Raw genomic sequence first — 16,835 nt, 5'->3', positions numbered from 1 at the left:
ATTCGCGCGGCCCGTGCATATCGTGCTTCGCCAGCGTGATTTTTTACGCACGTCGCAGTGTCGTTATCGGAGCGTTTACCTATCGCGTCTGTCGCGTGAGATGCGGCGCCGCTTTTGCTGAAGGACGCTGTCGCAGGTCTCGAAGCGCAAACTTGTCTTCAATATCCGTATTAGCACGGAGGCTGAAATTAACGGGACCGTGAAAGGGGTTGTCTAACGATCCAGCTGCCGACCTCCGCCGAACTCCAGGTGCGGCCCAGGCGTCGAAGTCCGGCTCAGTAAGGCGTAGCTCATGGATGATCTGTTGCGGGAGTTTTTGACGGAGACCAGCGAGAGCCTGGACACCGTCGACAATCAGTTGGTGAAGTTCGAGCAGGAGCCGAACAACGCCAAGATCCTGGATAACATCTTCCGCCTGGTCCACACCATCAAGGGCACGTGCGGCTTCCTCGGACTGCCGCGGCTTGAAGCGCTGGCCCATGCCGGCGAGACGCTGATGGGCAAATTCCGCGACGGCATGCCGGTGACGGGGCAGGCTGTGACGGTGATCCTGTCCTCGATCGACCGCATCAAGGAGATCCTCGCAGGCCTCGAGGCGACCGAAGCCGAGCCCGAGGGCACCGACCGCGATCTCATCGACAAGCTGGAAGCGATGGTCGAGCAGGGCATGGCGGCTATGGCCGCTGGCAGCGCTGCTCCCGTGGCTGAAGCGCCGCCGCTGGCGCCGGAAGCACCAGCTGCCGTCGAAGCCAAGGCCGCACCCGCAAAGGAGATGACCACAGGCTCGCTGATCGACCAGACCCTGGAGCGGCCCTTACGTCCGGGCGAAGTCTCGCTCGACGAGCTCGAGCGCGCCTTCCGCGAGACCGCGATCGAAGCGCCGGCCCCCGTCGTCAAGGCCGAGCCCGCGCCGGCCGCTGAAGCTCCCGCGCCCGCCGCCAAGGAAGCCGCCAAGGAAGCTGCGAAGGAAGCTGCGAAGCCCGCCAAGGAGAAGGCCGCGCCGAAGAAGTCGATGGCCGACGAGGGCGCCGCCGAGGGCGACCGCATCGCCAACCAGTCGATCCGCGTCAACGTGGATACGCTGGAGCATCTGATGACCATGGTCTCCGAGCTGGTGCTGACCCGCAACCAGCTGCTGGAGATCTCCCGCCGCAACGAGGACACCGAGTTCAAGGTGCCGTTGCAGCGCCTGTCCAACGTCACCGCCGAGCTGCAGGAAGGCGTCATGAAGACGCGCATGCAGCCGATCGGCAATGCCTGGCAGAAGCTGCCCCGCATCGTCCGCGACCTGTCGAGCGAACTCGGCAAGCAGATCGAGCTGGAGATGCACGGCGCCGACACCGAGCTCGACCGCCAGGTGCTCGACCTGATCAAGGACCCGCTCACCCACATGGTGCGCAACTCCGCCGACCACGGCCTGGAGACCCCCGCCGAGCGGCTCGCATCCGGCAAGGGCGAGCAGGGCACCATCCGCCTGTCCGCCTATCACGAGGGCGGCCACATCATCATCTGCATCGCCGACAACGGAAGAGGCCTCAACACCGAGAGGATCAAGGCCAAGGCGATCTCCTCAGGCCTCGTCACCGAGGCCGAGCTCGAGAAGATGAGCGAAGCCCAGATCCACAAGTTCATCTTCGCGCCCGGCTTCTCCACCGCGGCCGCCATCACCTCGGTCTCCGGCCGCGGCGTCGGCATGGACGTGGTGCGCACCAATATCGACCAGATCGGCGGCACCATCGACATCAAGTCGGTGGCCGGCGAGGGCTCCTCCGTCACCATCAAGATCCCGCTGACCTTGGCGATCGTCTCGGCGCTGATCGTCGAGGCCGCCGGCGACCGCTTCGCGATCCCGCAGCTCTCGGTGGTCGAGCTCGTCCGTGCCCGCGCCAACAGCGAGCACCGCATCGAGCGCATCAAGGACACCGCCGTCCTCAGGCTGCGCAACAAGCTGCTGCCGCTGATCCACCTCAAGAAGCTCTTGAAGATCGACGACGGCGCCGCCAGCGATCCCGAGAACGGCTTTATCGTGGTCACCCAGGTCGGCAGCCAGACCTTCGGCATCGTGGTCGACGGCGTGTTCCACACCGAAGAGATCGTGGTCAAGCCGATGTCGACGAAGCTGCGTCACATCGACATGTTCTCCGGCAACACCATTCTGGGCGATGGCGCGGTCATCATGATCATCGATCCCAACGGCATTGCGAAAGCGCTCGGCGCCGCCGGCTCCTCGGCCCATGACATGGGCGACGAGAACGGCGCGCATCACATCGGAAGTGGCGAGCAGACCACCTCGCTGCTCGTGTTCCGCGCCGGCTCCAGCCAGCCCAAGGCGGTCCCGCTCGGGCTCGTCACCCGCCTGGAAGAGCTCCCGGCCGACAAGATCGAGTTCTCCAACGGCCGCTACATGGTGCAGTACCGCGAGCAGCTGATGCCGCTCGTCGCCATGGAGAGCGTCACCATCGCGAGCCAGGGCGCCCAGCCGATCCTGGTGTTCGCCGATGACGGCCGCTCCATGGGCCTCGTCGTCGACGAGATCATCGACATCGTCGAGGAACGGCTCAACATCGAGGTCGGCGGCTCCGCCTCCGGCATCCTCGGCTCGGCCGTGATCAAGGGCCAGGCCACCGAAGTGATCGACGTCGGCCACTTCCTGCCGATGGCGTTCGCCGACTGGTTCACCCGCAAGGAGATGAAGCCGTCGATGCACTCGCAGTCGGTGCTCCTGGTCGACGACTCGGCGTTCTTCCGCAACATGCTGGCCCCGGTGCTGAAGGCGGCCGGCTACCGCGTCCGCACCGCGCCGACCGCGCAGGAGGGCCTGGCTGCGCTGCGTGCGCAGAGCTTCGACGTGGTCCTGACCGACATCGAGATGCCCGACATGAACGGGTTCGAGTTCGCCGAAGTGATCCGCTCCGACACCAATCTGGGCGCGATGCCGATCATCGGCCTGTCCGCGCTGGTGTCGCCGGCGGCGATCGAGCGCGGCCGGCAGGCCGGCTTCCACGACTATGTCGCCAAGTTCGACCGTCCCGGTCTGATCGCGGCGCTGAAGGAACAGACTGCGGGTGCCGCCGGCGCCTCCGAGCTGAGCCGGGCAGCGGCCTAAGAGCATGATCCGGAAAAGTGTGAAGCGGTTTTCCGACGAGATCATGCTCAATCAAAAGAGCCTTCGGGATCAGGAGATACGCAGATGAGCAACAAGATGCAGACCAGCGAAGGCGCCATGGTCGAATACGTCACCGCGATGATCGGCGGCCAGCTGTTCGGGCTGCCGATCTCCCGGGTCCAGGACGTGTTCATGCCCGAGCGCGTCACCCGCGTTCCCTTGTCCTCGCGCGAGATCGCGGGCGTGCTGAACCTGCGCGGCCGCATCGTCACCGTGGTCGACATGCGCGCCCGGCTCGGCCTGCCCAAGCCCGAGGACGGCAAGACGGCGATGGCGGTCGGCGTCGACCTGCGCGGTGAATCCTACGGCCTCCTGATCGACCAGATCGGCGAGGTGCTGCGGCTTGCCGAGGACGGCAAGGAAGAGAACCCCGTCAACCTCGATCCCCGCATGGCCAAGCTCGCCGGCGGCGTCCACCGCCTCGACGGCCAGCTCATGGTCGTCCTCGACGTCGATCGCGTCCTCGAACTCAAGACCGAAGTACAAATGGCTGCCTGAACTTTCACGAAAGACATTTAAAGCCGGAGAACCAAGATGAAGACCTGTTTGGTGGTCGATGATTCCAGCGTCGTGCGCAAGATCGCGCGCCGCATCCTGGAAGGCCTGCAATTCGAAGTCACCGAGGCCGAGGACGGCTCGAAGGCGCTGGAGATCTGCCAGCGGCAGCTGCCCGATGCGGTGCTGCTCGACTGGAACATGCCCGTGATGGACGGCTTCGAGTTCATGGGCCACATGCGCCGCCTGCCCGGCGGCGACCAGCCGAAAGTGGTGTTCTGCACCACCGAGAACAACGTGGCTCATATCGCCCAGGCGCTCAGCGGCGGCGCCAACGAGTACATTATGAAGCCCTTCGACAAAGACATCATCGCCGACAAGTTCGCTGAAGTCGGCTTGATCCCGGTCGGGCAAGCCATGGTCTGAGTATCTGGCCCGAGCGTTTCAGCCAGAGTGTCCCCAGTAAAGCTTCCGAGAGGCTATCCGTGACCCCGACCGAGTATGAGTATCTGCGTAAGTTCCTGAGGGATCATTCCGGGCTCGACCTGTCTGCAGACAAGCAATATCTGATCGAAAGCCGGTTGTTGCCGCTCGCCCGCAAGGCCGGGCTCTCCGGGATCGGCGAGCTCGTGCAGAAGCTGCAGGGCGGCTCGAGCGCGCTCGTCACCAGCGTGGTCGAAGCCATGACCACCAACGAGACCTTCTTCTTCCGCGACAAGGTCCCGTTCGATCATTTCCGCGACACCATCATGCCTGAGGTCATCAAGGCGCGCGCCGGCCGACGGAGCGTGCGCATCTGGTGCGCCGCCGGCTCGACCGGACAGGAGCCCTATTCGCTGGCGATGTGCCTGAAGGAGATGGGCGCGGCCCTGACCGGCTGGCGTGTCGAGATCATCGCGACCGACCTCTCGCAGGAGGTGCTCGAGAAGGCCAAGGCCGGCATCTACAGCCAGTTTGAGGTGCAGCGCGGCCTGCCGATCCAGATGCTGATGAAATATTTCAAGCAGACCGGCGAGACGTGGCAGATCAATCCCGAGCTGCGCGCGATGATCCAGCACCGGCAGCTCAACCTGCTGCATGATTTTGCCCAGCTCGGCACCTTCGACGTCATCTTCTGCCGCAACGTGCTGATCTATTTCGACCAGGACACCAAGATCAACATCTTCAACCGCCTCGCCCGCCAGATCGAGGGAGACGGCTTCCTGGTGCTGGGCGCGGCCGAAACCGTGGTCGGGCTGACCGACACGTTCAGGCCGATCCCGGATCGTCGCGGCCTCTACAAGCCGAACGACCCGCGTGCAGCGGCAGCCAAACCGGTTATCGCCGGCGCCGCGCTGCCGCGCATGGCGGTGGTGGCAGGACGATAGGCATGGCAGAGGATGGCAAGGGCGCGGAGCGCGTCACGTTCAGTCGTGGCTATGACGTCTGCATCATGGCGATCGACGGCACGTGGCGGCGCGACTGCAAGCTCAATGCGATTTCCGACACCGACGCCATCCTCACGGTCGATGGCTCGATCCAGGGATTGAACCTGAAGGAATTCTTCCTGCTGCTGTCGTCGACCGGGCTCGCCTATCGTCGTTGCGAGCTGGTGCGCGTCAACGGCGCCGAAATGGACATCCAGTTCCTGCGCGGCAAGAACCGCAAGAAGCGCGGCGCCGCCGGCGGTCGTGACGAGGCAGCGTGATCGCCAAATAGGCCTCGTCCCGCGCGCCCCATCGCCGTTTTCCGAGACGTTGGTTCATATTTGCTAAAACATCCGGACGAATTCGCCGCACCGGCTTTACGTGGCCTAAGCGCGAGCCGTGTAGCAATTGCCCGTCTCAATCTCAGGATACGGCAATGCCCCGAAGCTCCCTCTCCCCGATCCCGTCAAACCTGCCCGACGTCGCCGAGCGGCGTGCGCTTCAGCTTCTGGTGGTCGACGATGACGCCACGCAGCGCAGCCTGATCACGGTCGCCGCCAGGCAGGCCGGCCATGAAGTCACGGTGGCGCCGTCCGTTGCCGAGGCGATCGAGAAGCTCCGCGCCGCCCGCTTCGATTGCGTGACGCTTGATCTGGTGCTGGAGGATGGCGACGGCATCGAGGTGCTGCGCGAGATGGCGGCGGCGAAATTCGCAGGCCACGTGATCGTCATCAGCGGTATGGACGGCAAGCGCCGCAGCGCCGCCCGCAGCTTCGCCCGTTCCGTCGGGATCCAGCTCCAGGGCCTGCCGAAGCCGCTCGATCTCGCCGCGCTGCGCATCAGCCTCGCCAATCTCGGCAAGACCGCAATGGGACTGCCGGCGATCCACACCTGGGGTGGCGTCGCCACCGACGCGATCGTGGAACGGCACCGCGCCTGAGGCGCGGAGCTGCCATGCGATCGGACGCGGGCACTCTGCCGCGCCGGTCGCAATTCAAGCCGGGTTGCCGGATTCAGACAGGCATTGCAGGGCGTGGCCGAGGCCTGCCCTGCAGGCGTTGAGAGCGGCGTTCGCGGTGGCATAACGCGGCGTGACGTCGTCGAGTATGAAGACGTCGGCGGAACCTTCCGGATCGTTGCTGTGTTCTCGATCCATGGCTGCGGCGATCCGGCGCATACTGGTCTCGATCTGCGCGATCAGCAAGCGAAGGTCGGCGGCGATCAATCGTTGGCTGTCGGCCTCGGATGTCGCGACCTGCGGCGGCGTATCGGCCAAATTTAGCATGGATATTCTCCGTCTCCTGCAATTAGGCGCAATGCCGCTACTTGTGCGTTAAGTCTATGTCCCGTACAAATACGGGTGGGCCGAATCCGCGCCGAACGCCATAACGGTTGGCGCGGACGCGAGTCCGTAATGCCAACTGGATGTGGCACATGGCCGAGCAAACCTCTCGTGGTGAAATCTTCGTGGTCGACGACGACCCTGCGGTTCGCGACACCTTGTCGATGGTGTTGAAGGCTGCGGGTTATGAGGTGATCTGTTTTGCGGACGGCGCAGCGCTGCTCTCCGTCGCGCGGAACCGTACGCCGGCTGCGATCCTGCTCGACGTGCACATTCCCGGAAAGCCGGGCCTCGACATTCTGAAGGAACTGCACGGCGAAGATTATCCGGCGCCGATCTTCATGATCTCGGGGCAGGGCGACATCTCGATGGCGGTGGGCGCCATCAAGAGCGGCGCGCTCGATTTCATCGAAAAGCCGTTCCGCGGCAGCGAGATCGTCGGCCGGCTGGACGAGGCGATCGGAGCCTATGCACGCAGGCAGGCAGAGAGCGTGTCGCCGAAATTCTCTTCGTTGCACTTCCCCGGACGCGAGCCGTTGACGCGGCGTGAACGCGAGGTGCTCGAGCAGTTCGCTTCCGGTGCGTCCAACAAGGAAGCCGGCCGCACGCTCGGCATCAGCCCGCGCACCATCGAGGACCATCGCGCGAACATCATGAAGAAGCTCGGGGCGCGCAACGCCGCCGATCTGATCCGCATCGTGATGACCGCGGCGCAGCGCGCGTCGTAAGGCGACTGGCTCTCCTCTCTCGTGCCCCGGACGCGGTGCATCATGAAATGATGCGCCGCTGAGCCGGGGCCCATATCTCTCCAATTTTACGGCTGACAGTTCTGGGTCCCGGCTCTGCGTCGCGGCCATAGCGCGTCGAAGACGCGCGTGAACGCGCTTATGGCACGCTGCGCCTTGTCGGGGACACGGTTCCTCAACTGCTCAGCGCCTTGCGAATGATCCGCGCCAGATCGGATTTGCGATACGGCTTCGCCAGCAACAGGACGCCTGAATCCAGCCGGCCGTGATGGATGATCGCGTTCTCGGTATAGCCTGAGGTGTAGACCGACCCTGAGGTCGGGACGTGTCTTCGACACCTCGTCGGCAAGTTGCCGTCCGTTCAACTTGCCGGGCATGATGACGTCGGTGAACAGCAAGTCGAACGGCTTGCCGGTGGCGACGATCGCGAGCGCCTCCGCGGCGTTCGCGGCCTGCAGGGTGACGTAGCCGAGCGAATGCAGTTGCGCCAGCACGTAGTCGCGCACCAGCCGGTCGTCCTCGACCACGAGGATCGTCTCGTGTCCGCCCTCGATCGTCGACGGCGTCACGCCTTCGCCCACGGCCGCGGGCGTCTTGCCGGGCGGCAGATACATCTTGATCGTGGTGCCGTGGCCTTCCTCGCTATAGATCTTGATGTGGCCCGTGGACTGCTTGATGAAGCCGTAGACCATCGAAAGCCCGAGCCCGGTGCCCTTGCCCGGTCCCTTCGAGGTGAAGAACGGATCGAACACCCGGGCCAGCATGTTGGCGGGGATGCCCGAGCCGGTGTCGCTCACCGCGATCAGCACATAGTGTCCGGGCCTGACGTCGTTGACGCTGGCATAGACCTCGTCGAGATAGGCGGCGCCCGTCTCCACGATCAGCTTGCCGCCGCCGGGCATGGCGTCCCGGGCATTGAGCGCGAGGTTGAGGATCGCGGTGGTGAGCTGGTTGGGGTCGACGATCGCGACGCAGCTCTCGTCCTCGAACACCGATTCGATCTGGATCTGCTCGCCCAGCGTCGGGCGCAACAGCTTTGCGGTGTCGATGATCAGCGCGTTGATGTCGACCTCGCGCGGCTGGAGCGGCTGCTTGCGCGCGAAGGCGAGCAGGTGCTGGGTCAGCTCGGCGCCGCGCCCGGCGGCCTCGTCGATCATCTTCGTGATCGCCGCAAGCTCCGGCTCCTTCGCGACCGCCTCGGCCAAAATTTCGATCGTCCCGGTGATGACGGTGAGGATGTTGTTGAAGTCGTGCGCCACGCCGCCGGTGAGCTGGCCGACCGCCTCCATCTTCTCGGCGTGGCGGATGCGCTCCTCGGACGCGATCTTGTCGGTGAGGTCGCGGTAGAACACGTTGAACAGAATGCCTTCGCGACGCTTCAGCGCCGTGACGCTCAGCTCGGCCCTGAATTCCTTGCCGTCGCGACGACGAACCATGAGCTCGCGGCGACGATTGAGCGTCTGGCCGTCCCGGGACTCGAGGAAGCGCGCGAGGCCGGCCTTGACCCGCTCCCGCTCGCTCTCGGCGACGATGAGGTCGACCCCATTCCTGCCCAGCGCCTCGTCGCGCCGCCAGCCGAACAGCTCTTCGGCCCGCGAGCTCCAGTTCAGGATGATGCTGCGGTCATCGGTCTGGACGAAGGCGTCGAGCGCGGTCTCGACGATATTCCGCGCGAGCAGCTCGCTTTCTCGCAAGGACTCTTCCGCGCGCCGCGCCTCGGTCATGTCGCGTCCGACGAAGAAGAAGCGCTTGGCCTGATCGGACCAGTTGCCGAGCCAGGACAGCCAGACCTCGCGTCCGTCCTTGTGGATGCAGCGGGTGTCGGCGAGCTTCGGGTGCCCGCCGCGCCGGAGCGCGCGCATCTCCTCGCGGGATTGCTCGAGATGCGCGGGATGGATGAAATCGACGCCGCTGCGGCCGATCATCTCGTCCGGCGCATAGCCGAGCACGGCCTGGCTGCTCGGGCTGACCTGCACGATATGGCCCCGCGAGTTCATGATCATGATCAGATCTTCCGAGGCGTCGAACAGCTGCCGCCGCTCCTCGATCTGCTGTTGCAGCGCGCGCTCGGTCCGTCGCGCGTCGGTCAGGCTGCGCGCCGTGCCGGACGCGCCGATGATCTCGCCCGAATCGTCCCTGATCGGTGACAGGCTCACCGAGATTTCGACCGGACTGCCGTCCTTGCGCAGGCGCACCGTTTCGAAATGCTCGATCCGCTCGCCGGTCGCAATCCGCCGCAGATAGTCCTTGCCCTCTTCGCGGCGATCGGGTGGCAGGAGGATCAAGGTCGGCTGTCCGACCGCTTCCTCGACCGTATAGCCGTAGAGACGCTCGGCCGCCGCATTCCAGCCGATGATGATGCCGTCGAGCGTCTGCATGACGATCGAATCGTCGGAGGATTCGACCGCCGCGCTGAATAGGCGTTCGCGGACGGCGAGCTGGTCGCGCGCGGCCTCGGTGCGCCGCCGTTCCTCGACCTCATGCTCCAGCGCTGCCGTCTTCGCCCGCATTTCATCGATCAGACGGGCAAATGCCCGCGCCAGCACGCCGGTCTCGCCGGGGGCGTCGGTTGGAATTCTGATGGAACTGTCCCGGCCGAGCCACTCGACCGCAGCAGTGAGCTGCCCGATCGGCCGGGTCAACGACCGCGCCAGCAGCACGGCCAGCAGGGCGGCGACCAGCACCGCGATGAGGCCGATCGTGATGGTCGATTTCTCGATGGTGACGGCCGGCGCCATGAAGACGGCGTTGGGCACGACGCGGATGACACCGACCCACTGGTCCTCGGCCAGGATTGCGGGTGCGATCGCGGTGCCGCTCGGCTTGCCGTCACTGCCCGGCACGACCTGGGTCGCGCCCTGCGTCGATCCGGTGATGGCTGCGAAATAGGGGAAGTCGTCCTGCCAGCGTGTTGGTGTCCCCAGTTGCGAACCGAACTCGCGGGTGCGGTCCGGATGCACGAGATAATCGCCGCTACGGCCGACCACATAGACCGCTTCACCGTTCCGGATCGATATCCTGATACGATCGAATACCTGGCGCATGTCGACATTGACGACGACGATGCCGAACAGCCGGTGATCGGACCCAAACAGGGGCGCCGCGACGCGCAAGGTCGGAACATAGGGCATCTGAACCACGCCGTCGTCGACGTCGAGTTCGACCGGGGAGACGACGACCCGGTCTTCTGCCAGCCTGACCGCCGCCTGGAAGAAGGAGCGCTCGCCCTTGTTCTGCAAGGCATCGTCGGGAACTGCTCGCACCGCTCTGTTCGGGCCGGAGCGGTCGACGCGCAGATATTCGACGCCGTCGGCGCCGATGATGCGGAATTTTGCGTAGGCCGGGTTGGCCCCGACGTCGGCCAGGAGGCGCGTCAGCAACCGGTCGCGCCAGGTCTTCTCCGAGAGGTGGTCGACCGGATCGACCCCGTCGTTGAAATGGGCATCGATCATGCCGCGCGCGGCGGCACGGGAGCGGAACGTCGCAACGTCGGCGCGGGCGCCGTTCACATGTGCTTCGAGTTGCGAGGCCAGGAGCCGCGAGTGGCCCTCGATACGGTCGAGCACGCGCGGCAGAAAGGCTTGCTCCAGGCTGTAATGGCTCAGCCATCCGACAGCGGCGACCGCAGCCGCGACCAGCAGGATCATTGCGATGGCCAGCCGGGTCGCGAGGGTCATATCGGCCTTCGCGCCGCGTCGCGAGCGGTCCCGAATGTCCTGCTACGCTGCAACATGGATCGCCCCGTCATCGGCTGCCGGAGCCGACATTAGCTTGCGGCGCTGATGTGAGGCAGCCGTCGACAGCGGCGAGCAGGGCGTCCGGCCGGAACGGCTTCTGCAGACTCGCGACCGCGCCGAGCTTGGTCGCCATCTTCAGAAAGTCCGGCTCGGCGTAGGCGTCCGGGGAAACGGCGCGGCGGCCGGAAATGGCGACGATCGGAAGGGCCGGCTGCAGCACGCGGATGTGGCGCATCGTCTCCAGTCCGTCCATGCCGGGCATGAATATGTCGAGGAACAGGAGGTCGAACTGGCTCGTCTCGAACCGGGCAAGTCCCTCGTAGCCATCGCCGGCGACCGTGACGTGATGACCCGCTCTCTCCAGGATCAGCCGGATCGTGATCTGCACGGCCGGGTCGTCATCCACAATCAGGATGTTGGCCACGTCTGAAACCCTCCGGGCCGGATGGGACGTCGAGCGGCCCCAAATCAAAGCATCAAATGCGAAATTGTTGCGCGGTTTCCGTCCGGCCTGCAAGCACTTCGCGGCCGACACCTTGTCCACCTCGCGCGCTTCCGGCGAGGTCGGCCATATGCATGCTTACGTGCACATGGAGTCCCTGACGCACGCCCGGATCGTGTCGCGCGCCTAATCGGTCAGGTATTCGGGATGGTGGCTCCGGATCCTGTCGAGCTCGCTGAGCGTGCCCGACAGGTGCTTGCGCAGATGCTGTTGCGCGGCATCGGCCTCTCCGGCCTCGATCGCGCGCGTGATCAGCTTGTGGTGGCGGACGATGTTCTGGGCCTTGCCGGGCGAGGGCAAATGCAGCCGGCGCAGCCGGTCGATATGTCCGCTGCGGCTGCGCACCAGCGTCCACAGGTCTTGCTTTCCGGCGGCGGCGTAGAGCTGCGCGTGGAAGTCGTTGTCGGCGGCCATGAAGGCCTCGAAGTCGCCGGCCTTGGCAAATTGCTGTTGTAGCGCGATGGCGTGATCCAGGCGGACCACGAGCGCCGCGTCCCTGCCGGCCGCGAGCAGGCGGACGATCTCCAGTTCCAGTGCCTGACGCAGGAAATGCGCCTGCTCGGCGCGGCTGATGTCGATCCGGCTGACGACAGTTGCGTGCTGCGGAAACACGTCGACCAGGCCCTCTTCCTCGAGGCGCATCAGCGCATCGCGCACCGGTGTCGAGCTGACGCCGAACTGGCCGGCAAGCTCGGCGCGTGAGAGGGGCGCGCCCGGCGGCAGTTCCAGGGCGATGATCGCATTGCGCAGCCGCTCGAACACCTGCGGCGCGGCCTGGCGGGCGCGGTCGAGCCGGGTCGAAGCGGTCTTTGCCGCGCGCGGCGCGGTATGGGTTGCTTCCATGGCGGGTCCCGCGGGCTTGCCTTTGATGCACTAATATATTAGTGCATCAGCAGGGTCAACGCAGCGCGACGCGCACCCGGAGGAAACACACAACAATGATCAAGCATCTTCGTAGCAAGCTTGCGGCTGCCGCCCTGATCGCCGCAACCGTCCTGCCGGCATCCGCGGCGCATGCGCAGCAGAAATCCGAGATCTCGCTGTCGCGCCAGCCCGGCATTTTCTACATGCCGAGCCACATCATGGAAAAGCAGAAGCTGATCGAGAAGCACGCAGCTTCGCTCGGCGTACCCGGCGTCACCACCAAATGGGTGACCTTTTCCGGCGGCGGCGCGCAGACCGATGCGCTGCTCGCGGGCGGCGTCGACATCCTCAACACCGGCACCGGCAATCTTCTTTTGTTGTGGGACCGCACCCGCGGCGGCGTGAAGGGCATCGTCGCGACCTCGGCGCAGCCGATGACGCTGATCACCCGCGACGCCAACATCAAGTCGATCAAGGATTTTGGTCCGAGCGACAAGATCGCGGTGCCGACGGTGAAGGTTTCAACGCAGGCGATCGTGCTTCAGATCGCGGCCGCCGAGGCCTTCGGCGCCGACCAATGGTCGAAGCTGGACGCCAACACCGTGCAGCTTGGCCATCCCGACGCCTATGCGGCGCTGTCCAATCCCAAGCACGAGGTGCACACCCACTTCTCGATCCCACCTTTCACCTTCCTCGAGCTGAAGAACGTGCCGGGCGCGCATGTCGTGCTGAACTCGCCGGATGTGATGGGCGGCCCGCTGAGCCAGGCCCAGTTCTTCACCACGACGAAATTCGCCGACGCCAATCCGAAGATCATCCAGGCGGTGCGCGATGCCACCAAGGAAGCGCAGGATCTGATCCGCAGCGACACCAAGCAGGCGGTCGAGATCTACAAGGAGATCACGGGCGACAAGACCTCGGTGGAAGAGCTGCTCGATCTCCTGAAGGAGCCCGGCATGATGGAATGGAATCTCCAGCCGCAGGGCACGATGAAGTTCGCAGCCCATCTGTTCAGGACCGGCACGCTGAAGAACCAGCCCAAGGCCTGGACCGACTACTATCTCCCCGTCGCGCACGACCTGAAAGGCAACTGATGGTGCTGCTCGACGTCAACGGGGTGACGCTGCGCTACAAGACCTCCAGCGCGGTCGTCACCGCCACCGAAAGGGTCAGCTTCACTGTCGACAGGTCCGACCGCTTCGTGCTGCTCGGGCCGTCCGGCTGCGGCAAGTCGACCCTGCTCAAGGCCGTCGGCGGCTACATGACGCCGAGCGAGGGCCGCATGACCATCAACGATCGCGAGATCCATGGTCCGGGCGCCGACCGCATGATGATCTTCCAGGAGTTCGACCAGCTGCTGCCCTGGAAGAGCGTGCTCGCCAATGTGATGTTCCCGTTGCTGACCGCGCGAAAACTGTCGCGCAAGGACGCTGAAGCCCGCGCGCGGTCCTATATCGAGAAGGTCGGCCTCACCCGCGTCGTCGATGCCTATCCGCACACGCTGTCCGGCGGCATGAAGCAGCGCGTTGCGATCGCGCGCGGCATGGCGATGGAGCCCGATATCCTGCTGATGGACGAGCCGTTCGCAGCGCTCGACGCGCTGACGCGCCGCACCTGCCAGGACGAACTGCTTCAGCTCTGGAACGAAACCAAGTTCACGGTGCTGTTCGTGACGCATTCCATTGCGGAAGCGATCCGCATCGGCAACCGCATCCTGCTGCTGTCGCCGCATCCCGGCCGCGTCAAGGCCGAGGTCGTCGATGTCGACAAGGTCTCGAATGGAGACGGCAGCGCCGGCCGGCTGGAGAAGGAGATCCACGATCTCCTGTTCGCGGCCGAAGCCGCGTCGCACTAGGGGAGCCTGTCATGGGCGAAGCGAGAATATTGCTGCGTGACGCGTCGGTCGCCGTGACCGGCGGTGCGGGCGAGGTCGAGCGCAAGCTGAGCGTGCCGGAGCTGTTGTGGAACGACGGTTTTGTCCGCAAGAGTGTGATCATCCTGTTCCTCGCGGCCGTTTGGGAGGCCTACGGGGTCTTTCTCGACAATCCCCTGCTGTTTCCAACCCTTCACGATACGATCGCTACGCTGTACGACCGCGTGAAAGACGGCACCATTCCGATGCGCGCCTGGACCTCGCTGAAGGTGCTGTTCATGGGCTATTCGGCCGGCATCGTGCTGGCCGCGATCTTTACCGTGCTCGCCATCTCGACGCGGATCGGCACCGATTTCCTGGAAACGGTCACGGCGATGTTCAACCCGTTACCGGCGATCGCGCTGTTGCCGCTCGCCTTGATCTGGTTCGGGCTCGGCAACGGCAGTCTCGTCTTCGTGCTGATTCATTCGGTGCTGTGGCCGGTCGCGCTCAACACCCATTCCGGCTTCAAGAGCGTGTCGAACACGTTGCGCATGGTCGGACGCAATTACGGCCTGCGCGGGCTGCCTTACGTGGCCAAGATCCTGATTCCCGCGGCGTTCGGCTCGATCCTCACCGGCCTCAAGATCGGCTGGGCCTTTGCATGGCGCACCCTGATCGCGGCCGAGCTGGTGTTCGGCGTGTCCTCGGGGCAGGGCGGGCTCGGCTGGTTCATCTTCGAGAACCGCAATCTCCTCGACATACCCGCAGTGTTCGCGGGCCTCTTGACCGTGATCATCATCGGGCTTTTTGTCGAGAACCTGATCTTCCGCGCCATCGAGCGGAATACGGTCCAGAAATGGGGCACCCAATCATGACCAAGAAGAAAATCACGCCCGACCAGCTCCGCAGCGCGCGCTGGTTCGCGCCCGACGACCTGCGCTCGTTCGGCCACCGTTCCCGCACTATGCAGATGGGCTACGCCCCGGAGGAGTGGAAGGACCGCCCGATCATCGCGATCCTCAACACCTGGTCGGACGCGCAGCCCTGCCACATGCACTTCAAGTCGCGCGTCGACGACGTCAAGCGCGGCATCCTGATGGCCGGCGGCCTGCCGATCGAGCTGCCGGCGCTGTCGCTGTCGGAATCGCTCTTGAAGCCGACCACGATGCTCTACCGGAATCTGCTGGCGATGGACGCCGAGGAGCTGCTGCGCAGCCATCCCGTCGACGGCGTGGTGCTGATGGGCGGCTGCGACAAGACCACCCCGGCGCTGCTCCTGGGCGCGACCTCGATGAACATCCCGGCGATCTATCTGCCGGCGGGGCCGATGCTGCGCGGCAACTGGAAGGGCAAGACGCTCGGCTCCGGCTCGGACGGCTGGAAATATTGGGACGAGCGGCGCGCCGGCAAGATTTCCGACAAGGACTGGCTCGATATCGAAGCCGGCATTGCGCGCAGCTACGGCACTTGCATGACCATGGGCACGGCCTCGACCATGACCGCGATCGCGGAAGCCATCGGCATGACGCTGCCCGGCGCCTCCTCGATTCCGGCCGCCGACGCCAACCACATCCGGATGGCCTCTGAATGCGGCCGGCGCATCGTCGAGATGGTGTGGGAGGATTTGACGCCGAAGACGATCCAGACCCGCAAGGCGTTCGAGAACGCAATTGCCGTCGCCATGGCGATGGGCTGCTCGACCAACGCGATCATCCATCTGATCGCGCAGGCTCGCCGCGCCGGCCAGGACATCGGCCTCGACGATTTCGAGAAGGCGAGCCGCAAGGTGCCCGTGATCGCCAACGTCCGACCGAGCGGCGATGCCTATCTGATGGAGGACTTCTTCTATGCCGGCGGCCTGCCGGCGCTGATGGGGCAGATCAAGCCGCATCTGCATCTCGACTGCATCACCGTCACGGGCCAGACGGTTGGCGAGAACATCGAAGGCGCCGAAGTGCACAATGCCGATGTCATCCGCGGCGTCGACAATCCCATCTACAAGGAGGGCGCGCTTGCCGTGCTCAAGGGCAATCTCGCGCCCGACGGCTGTGTCATAAAACCCTCCGCCTGTGCGCCGCGCTTCCTCAAGCATACGGGACCCGCGCTGGTGTTCGACGACTATCCATCGATGAAGAAGGCGGTCGACGATCCCAACCTGGACGTTACCGAGGATCACATCCTCATCCTGCGCAATGCGGGGCCGCAGGGCGGGCCCGGCATGCCGGAATGGGGCATGCTGCCGATCCCGACCAAGCTCGTGAAGCAGGGTGTGCGCGACATGGTGCGAATCTCGGACGCGCGCATGAGCGGCACCAGCTACGGCGCCTGCATTCTGCACGTCTCGCCGGAGTCCTACATCGGCGGCCCGCTGGCGCTGGTGCGGAACGGCGATCGCATCACGCTCGACGTCGCCGCGCGCACCATCAATCTCGATGTGAGCGAAGCCGAGCTCGAAAAACGCCGCGCCGCCTGGAAGCAGCCCGAGCGCCGCTTCGAGCGCGGCTATGGCTGGATGTTCACCAAGCACATCAAGCAGGCCAATGACGGCTGCGACTTCGACTTCCTGGAGACCGATTTCGGCGCGCCGATCGGCGAGCCGTCCATCTATTAGCCACCTGTCATTCCGGGGCGCGCCGCTTGGCGCGAGCCCGGAATCCATACTCACGATCGTGGTTATGGATTCCGGGCCTGCGCCGTTCCGGCGCATCCCGGAATGACGAAG

14 protein-coding genes and 1 pseudogene are annotated in these 16,835 nt (G+C 65.0%); 11 read left to right on the top strand and 4 right to left on the bottom strand.

What is annotated here, in order from left to right; translation table 11 throughout:
- Positions 1–292: 292 nt before the first annotated feature.
- From BJ6T_RS01660 to BJ6T_RS01635, 6 genes are all read left to right on the top strand, one after another.
- Positions 293–3,106, top strand: coding sequence for a hybrid sensor histidine kinase/response regulator (locus BJ6T_RS01660; protein WP_014490550.1), 2,814 nt, complete (start codon positions 293–295; stop codon positions 3,104–3,106).
- An 84-nt stretch (positions 3,107–3,190) separates the two neighbouring features.
- Positions 3,191–3,664 carry a chemotaxis protein CheW gene (locus BJ6T_RS01655; protein ID WP_014490549.1) on the top strand — a complete coding sequence of 158 codons (474 nt, stop codon included), beginning with the start codon at positions 3,191–3,193 and terminating at the stop codon, positions 3,662–3,664.
- A gap of 36 nt (positions 3,665–3,700) precedes the next feature.
- Positions 3,701–4,087 carry a response regulator gene (locus BJ6T_RS01650; RefSeq protein ID WP_014490548.1) on the top strand — a complete coding sequence of 129 codons (387 nt, stop codon included), beginning with the start codon at positions 3,701–3,703 and terminating at the stop codon, positions 4,085–4,087.
- Positions 4,088–4,146: 59 nt separating this feature from the next.
- Positions 4,147–5,028 (top strand): CheR family methyltransferase, encoded by an 882-nt coding sequence (locus tag BJ6T_RS01645; protein WP_014490547.1) that lies wholly within the window; start codon positions 4,147–4,149, stop codon positions 5,026–5,028.
- Between the two features lie 2 nt (positions 5,029–5,030).
- Positions 5,031–5,348, top strand: a complete 318-nt coding sequence (locus tag BJ6T_RS01640; RefSeq protein ID WP_014490546.1) for a hypothetical protein — start codon at positions 5,031–5,033, stop codon at positions 5,346–5,348.
- 155 nt (positions 5,349–5,503) lie between these two features.
- Complete coding sequence (locus BJ6T_RS01635; RefSeq protein WP_014490545.1) at positions 5,504–6,007, top strand: response regulator; 504 nt, start codon at positions 5,504–5,506, stop codon at positions 6,005–6,007.
- A gap of 54 nt (positions 6,008–6,061) precedes the next feature.
- On the opposite strand, the gene BJ6T_RS01630 is transcribed toward BJ6T_RS01635, so the two are convergent.
- Positions 6,062–6,352 carry a hypothetical protein gene (locus BJ6T_RS01630; protein WP_014490544.1) on the bottom strand — a complete coding sequence of 97 codons (291 nt, stop codon included), beginning with the start codon at positions 6,350–6,352 and terminating at the stop codon, positions 6,062–6,064.
- A gap of 149 nt (positions 6,353–6,501) precedes the next feature.
- Between BJ6T_RS01630 and BJ6T_RS01625 the strand changes: the two genes are divergently transcribed.
- Complete coding sequence (locus BJ6T_RS01625; RefSeq protein ID WP_014490543.1) at positions 6,502–7,137, top strand: response regulator transcription factor; 636 nt, start codon at positions 6,502–6,504, stop codon at positions 7,135–7,137.
- A gap of 193 nt (positions 7,138–7,330) precedes the next feature.
- Here BJ6T_RS01625 and BJ6T_RS01620 read toward each other — a convergent pair.
- The 3 genes and pseudogenes from BJ6T_RS01620 to BJ6T_RS01605 all read right to left on the bottom strand — a co-directional run bounded on the left by BJ6T_RS01620 (position 7,331) and on the right by BJ6T_RS01605 (position 12,237).
- Positions 7,331–10,832, bottom strand: a pseudogene (locus tag BJ6T_RS01620) (PAS domain S-box protein).
- A 67-nt stretch (positions 10,833–10,899) separates the two neighbouring features.
- Positions 10,900–11,316 (bottom strand): response regulator, encoded by a 417-nt coding sequence (locus BJ6T_RS01615; RefSeq protein WP_014490541.1) that lies wholly within the window; start codon positions 11,314–11,316, stop codon positions 10,900–10,902.
- A 204-nt stretch (positions 11,317–11,520) separates the two neighbouring features.
- A complete protein-coding gene (locus BJ6T_RS01605; protein WP_014490540.1) occupies positions 11,521–12,237 on the bottom strand; it encodes a GntR family transcriptional regulator in 717 nt (238 codons plus the stop codon).
- Between the two features lie 95 nt (positions 12,238–12,332).
- Between BJ6T_RS01605 and BJ6T_RS01600 the strand changes: the two genes are divergently transcribed.
- The 4 genes from BJ6T_RS01600 to araD are packed head-to-tail and all read left to right on the top strand — an operon-like array spanning position 12,333 to position 16,724.
- Entirely contained in the window at positions 12,333–13,352 is a 1,020-nt protein-coding gene (locus BJ6T_RS01600) for an ABC transporter substrate-binding protein (RefSeq protein WP_014490539.1), read from the top strand.
- The gene (locus BJ6T_RS01595; RefSeq protein ID WP_014490538.1) at positions 13,352–14,113 is read left to right on the top strand and encodes an ABC transporter ATP-binding protein; all 762 of its coding nucleotides are present in this window, start codon (positions 13,352–13,354) and stop codon (positions 14,111–14,113) included. Before BJ6T_RS01600 ends, BJ6T_RS01595 begins: the two co-directional genes overlap by 1 nt.
- 11 nt (positions 14,114–14,124) lie before the next feature.
- Positions 14,125–14,988, top strand: coding sequence for an ABC transporter permease (locus tag BJ6T_RS01590; protein WP_014490537.1), 864 nt, complete (start codon positions 14,125–14,127; stop codon positions 14,986–14,988).
- Positions 14,985–16,724: an L-arabinonate dehydratase gene (gene araD / locus BJ6T_RS01585; protein ID WP_014490536.1), complete on the top strand. Its 1,740-nt coding sequence runs from the start codon at positions 14,985–14,987 to the stop codon at positions 16,722–16,724. The genes BJ6T_RS01590 and araD overlap by 4 nt, the downstream gene beginning before the upstream one ends.
- The last annotated feature ends 111 nt before the right edge of the window (positions 16,725–16,835 follow it).

This window comes from Bradyrhizobium japonicum USDA 6 (genome assembly GCF_000284375.1).
In the GTDB taxonomy this organism is placed as follows: Bacteria; Pseudomonadota; Alphaproteobacteria; order Rhizobiales; family Xanthobacteraceae; genus Bradyrhizobium; species Bradyrhizobium japonicum.
Note: the sequence above shows the minus strand (reverse complement) of the source record. Positions and strands in the feature narration are given on the sequence as shown.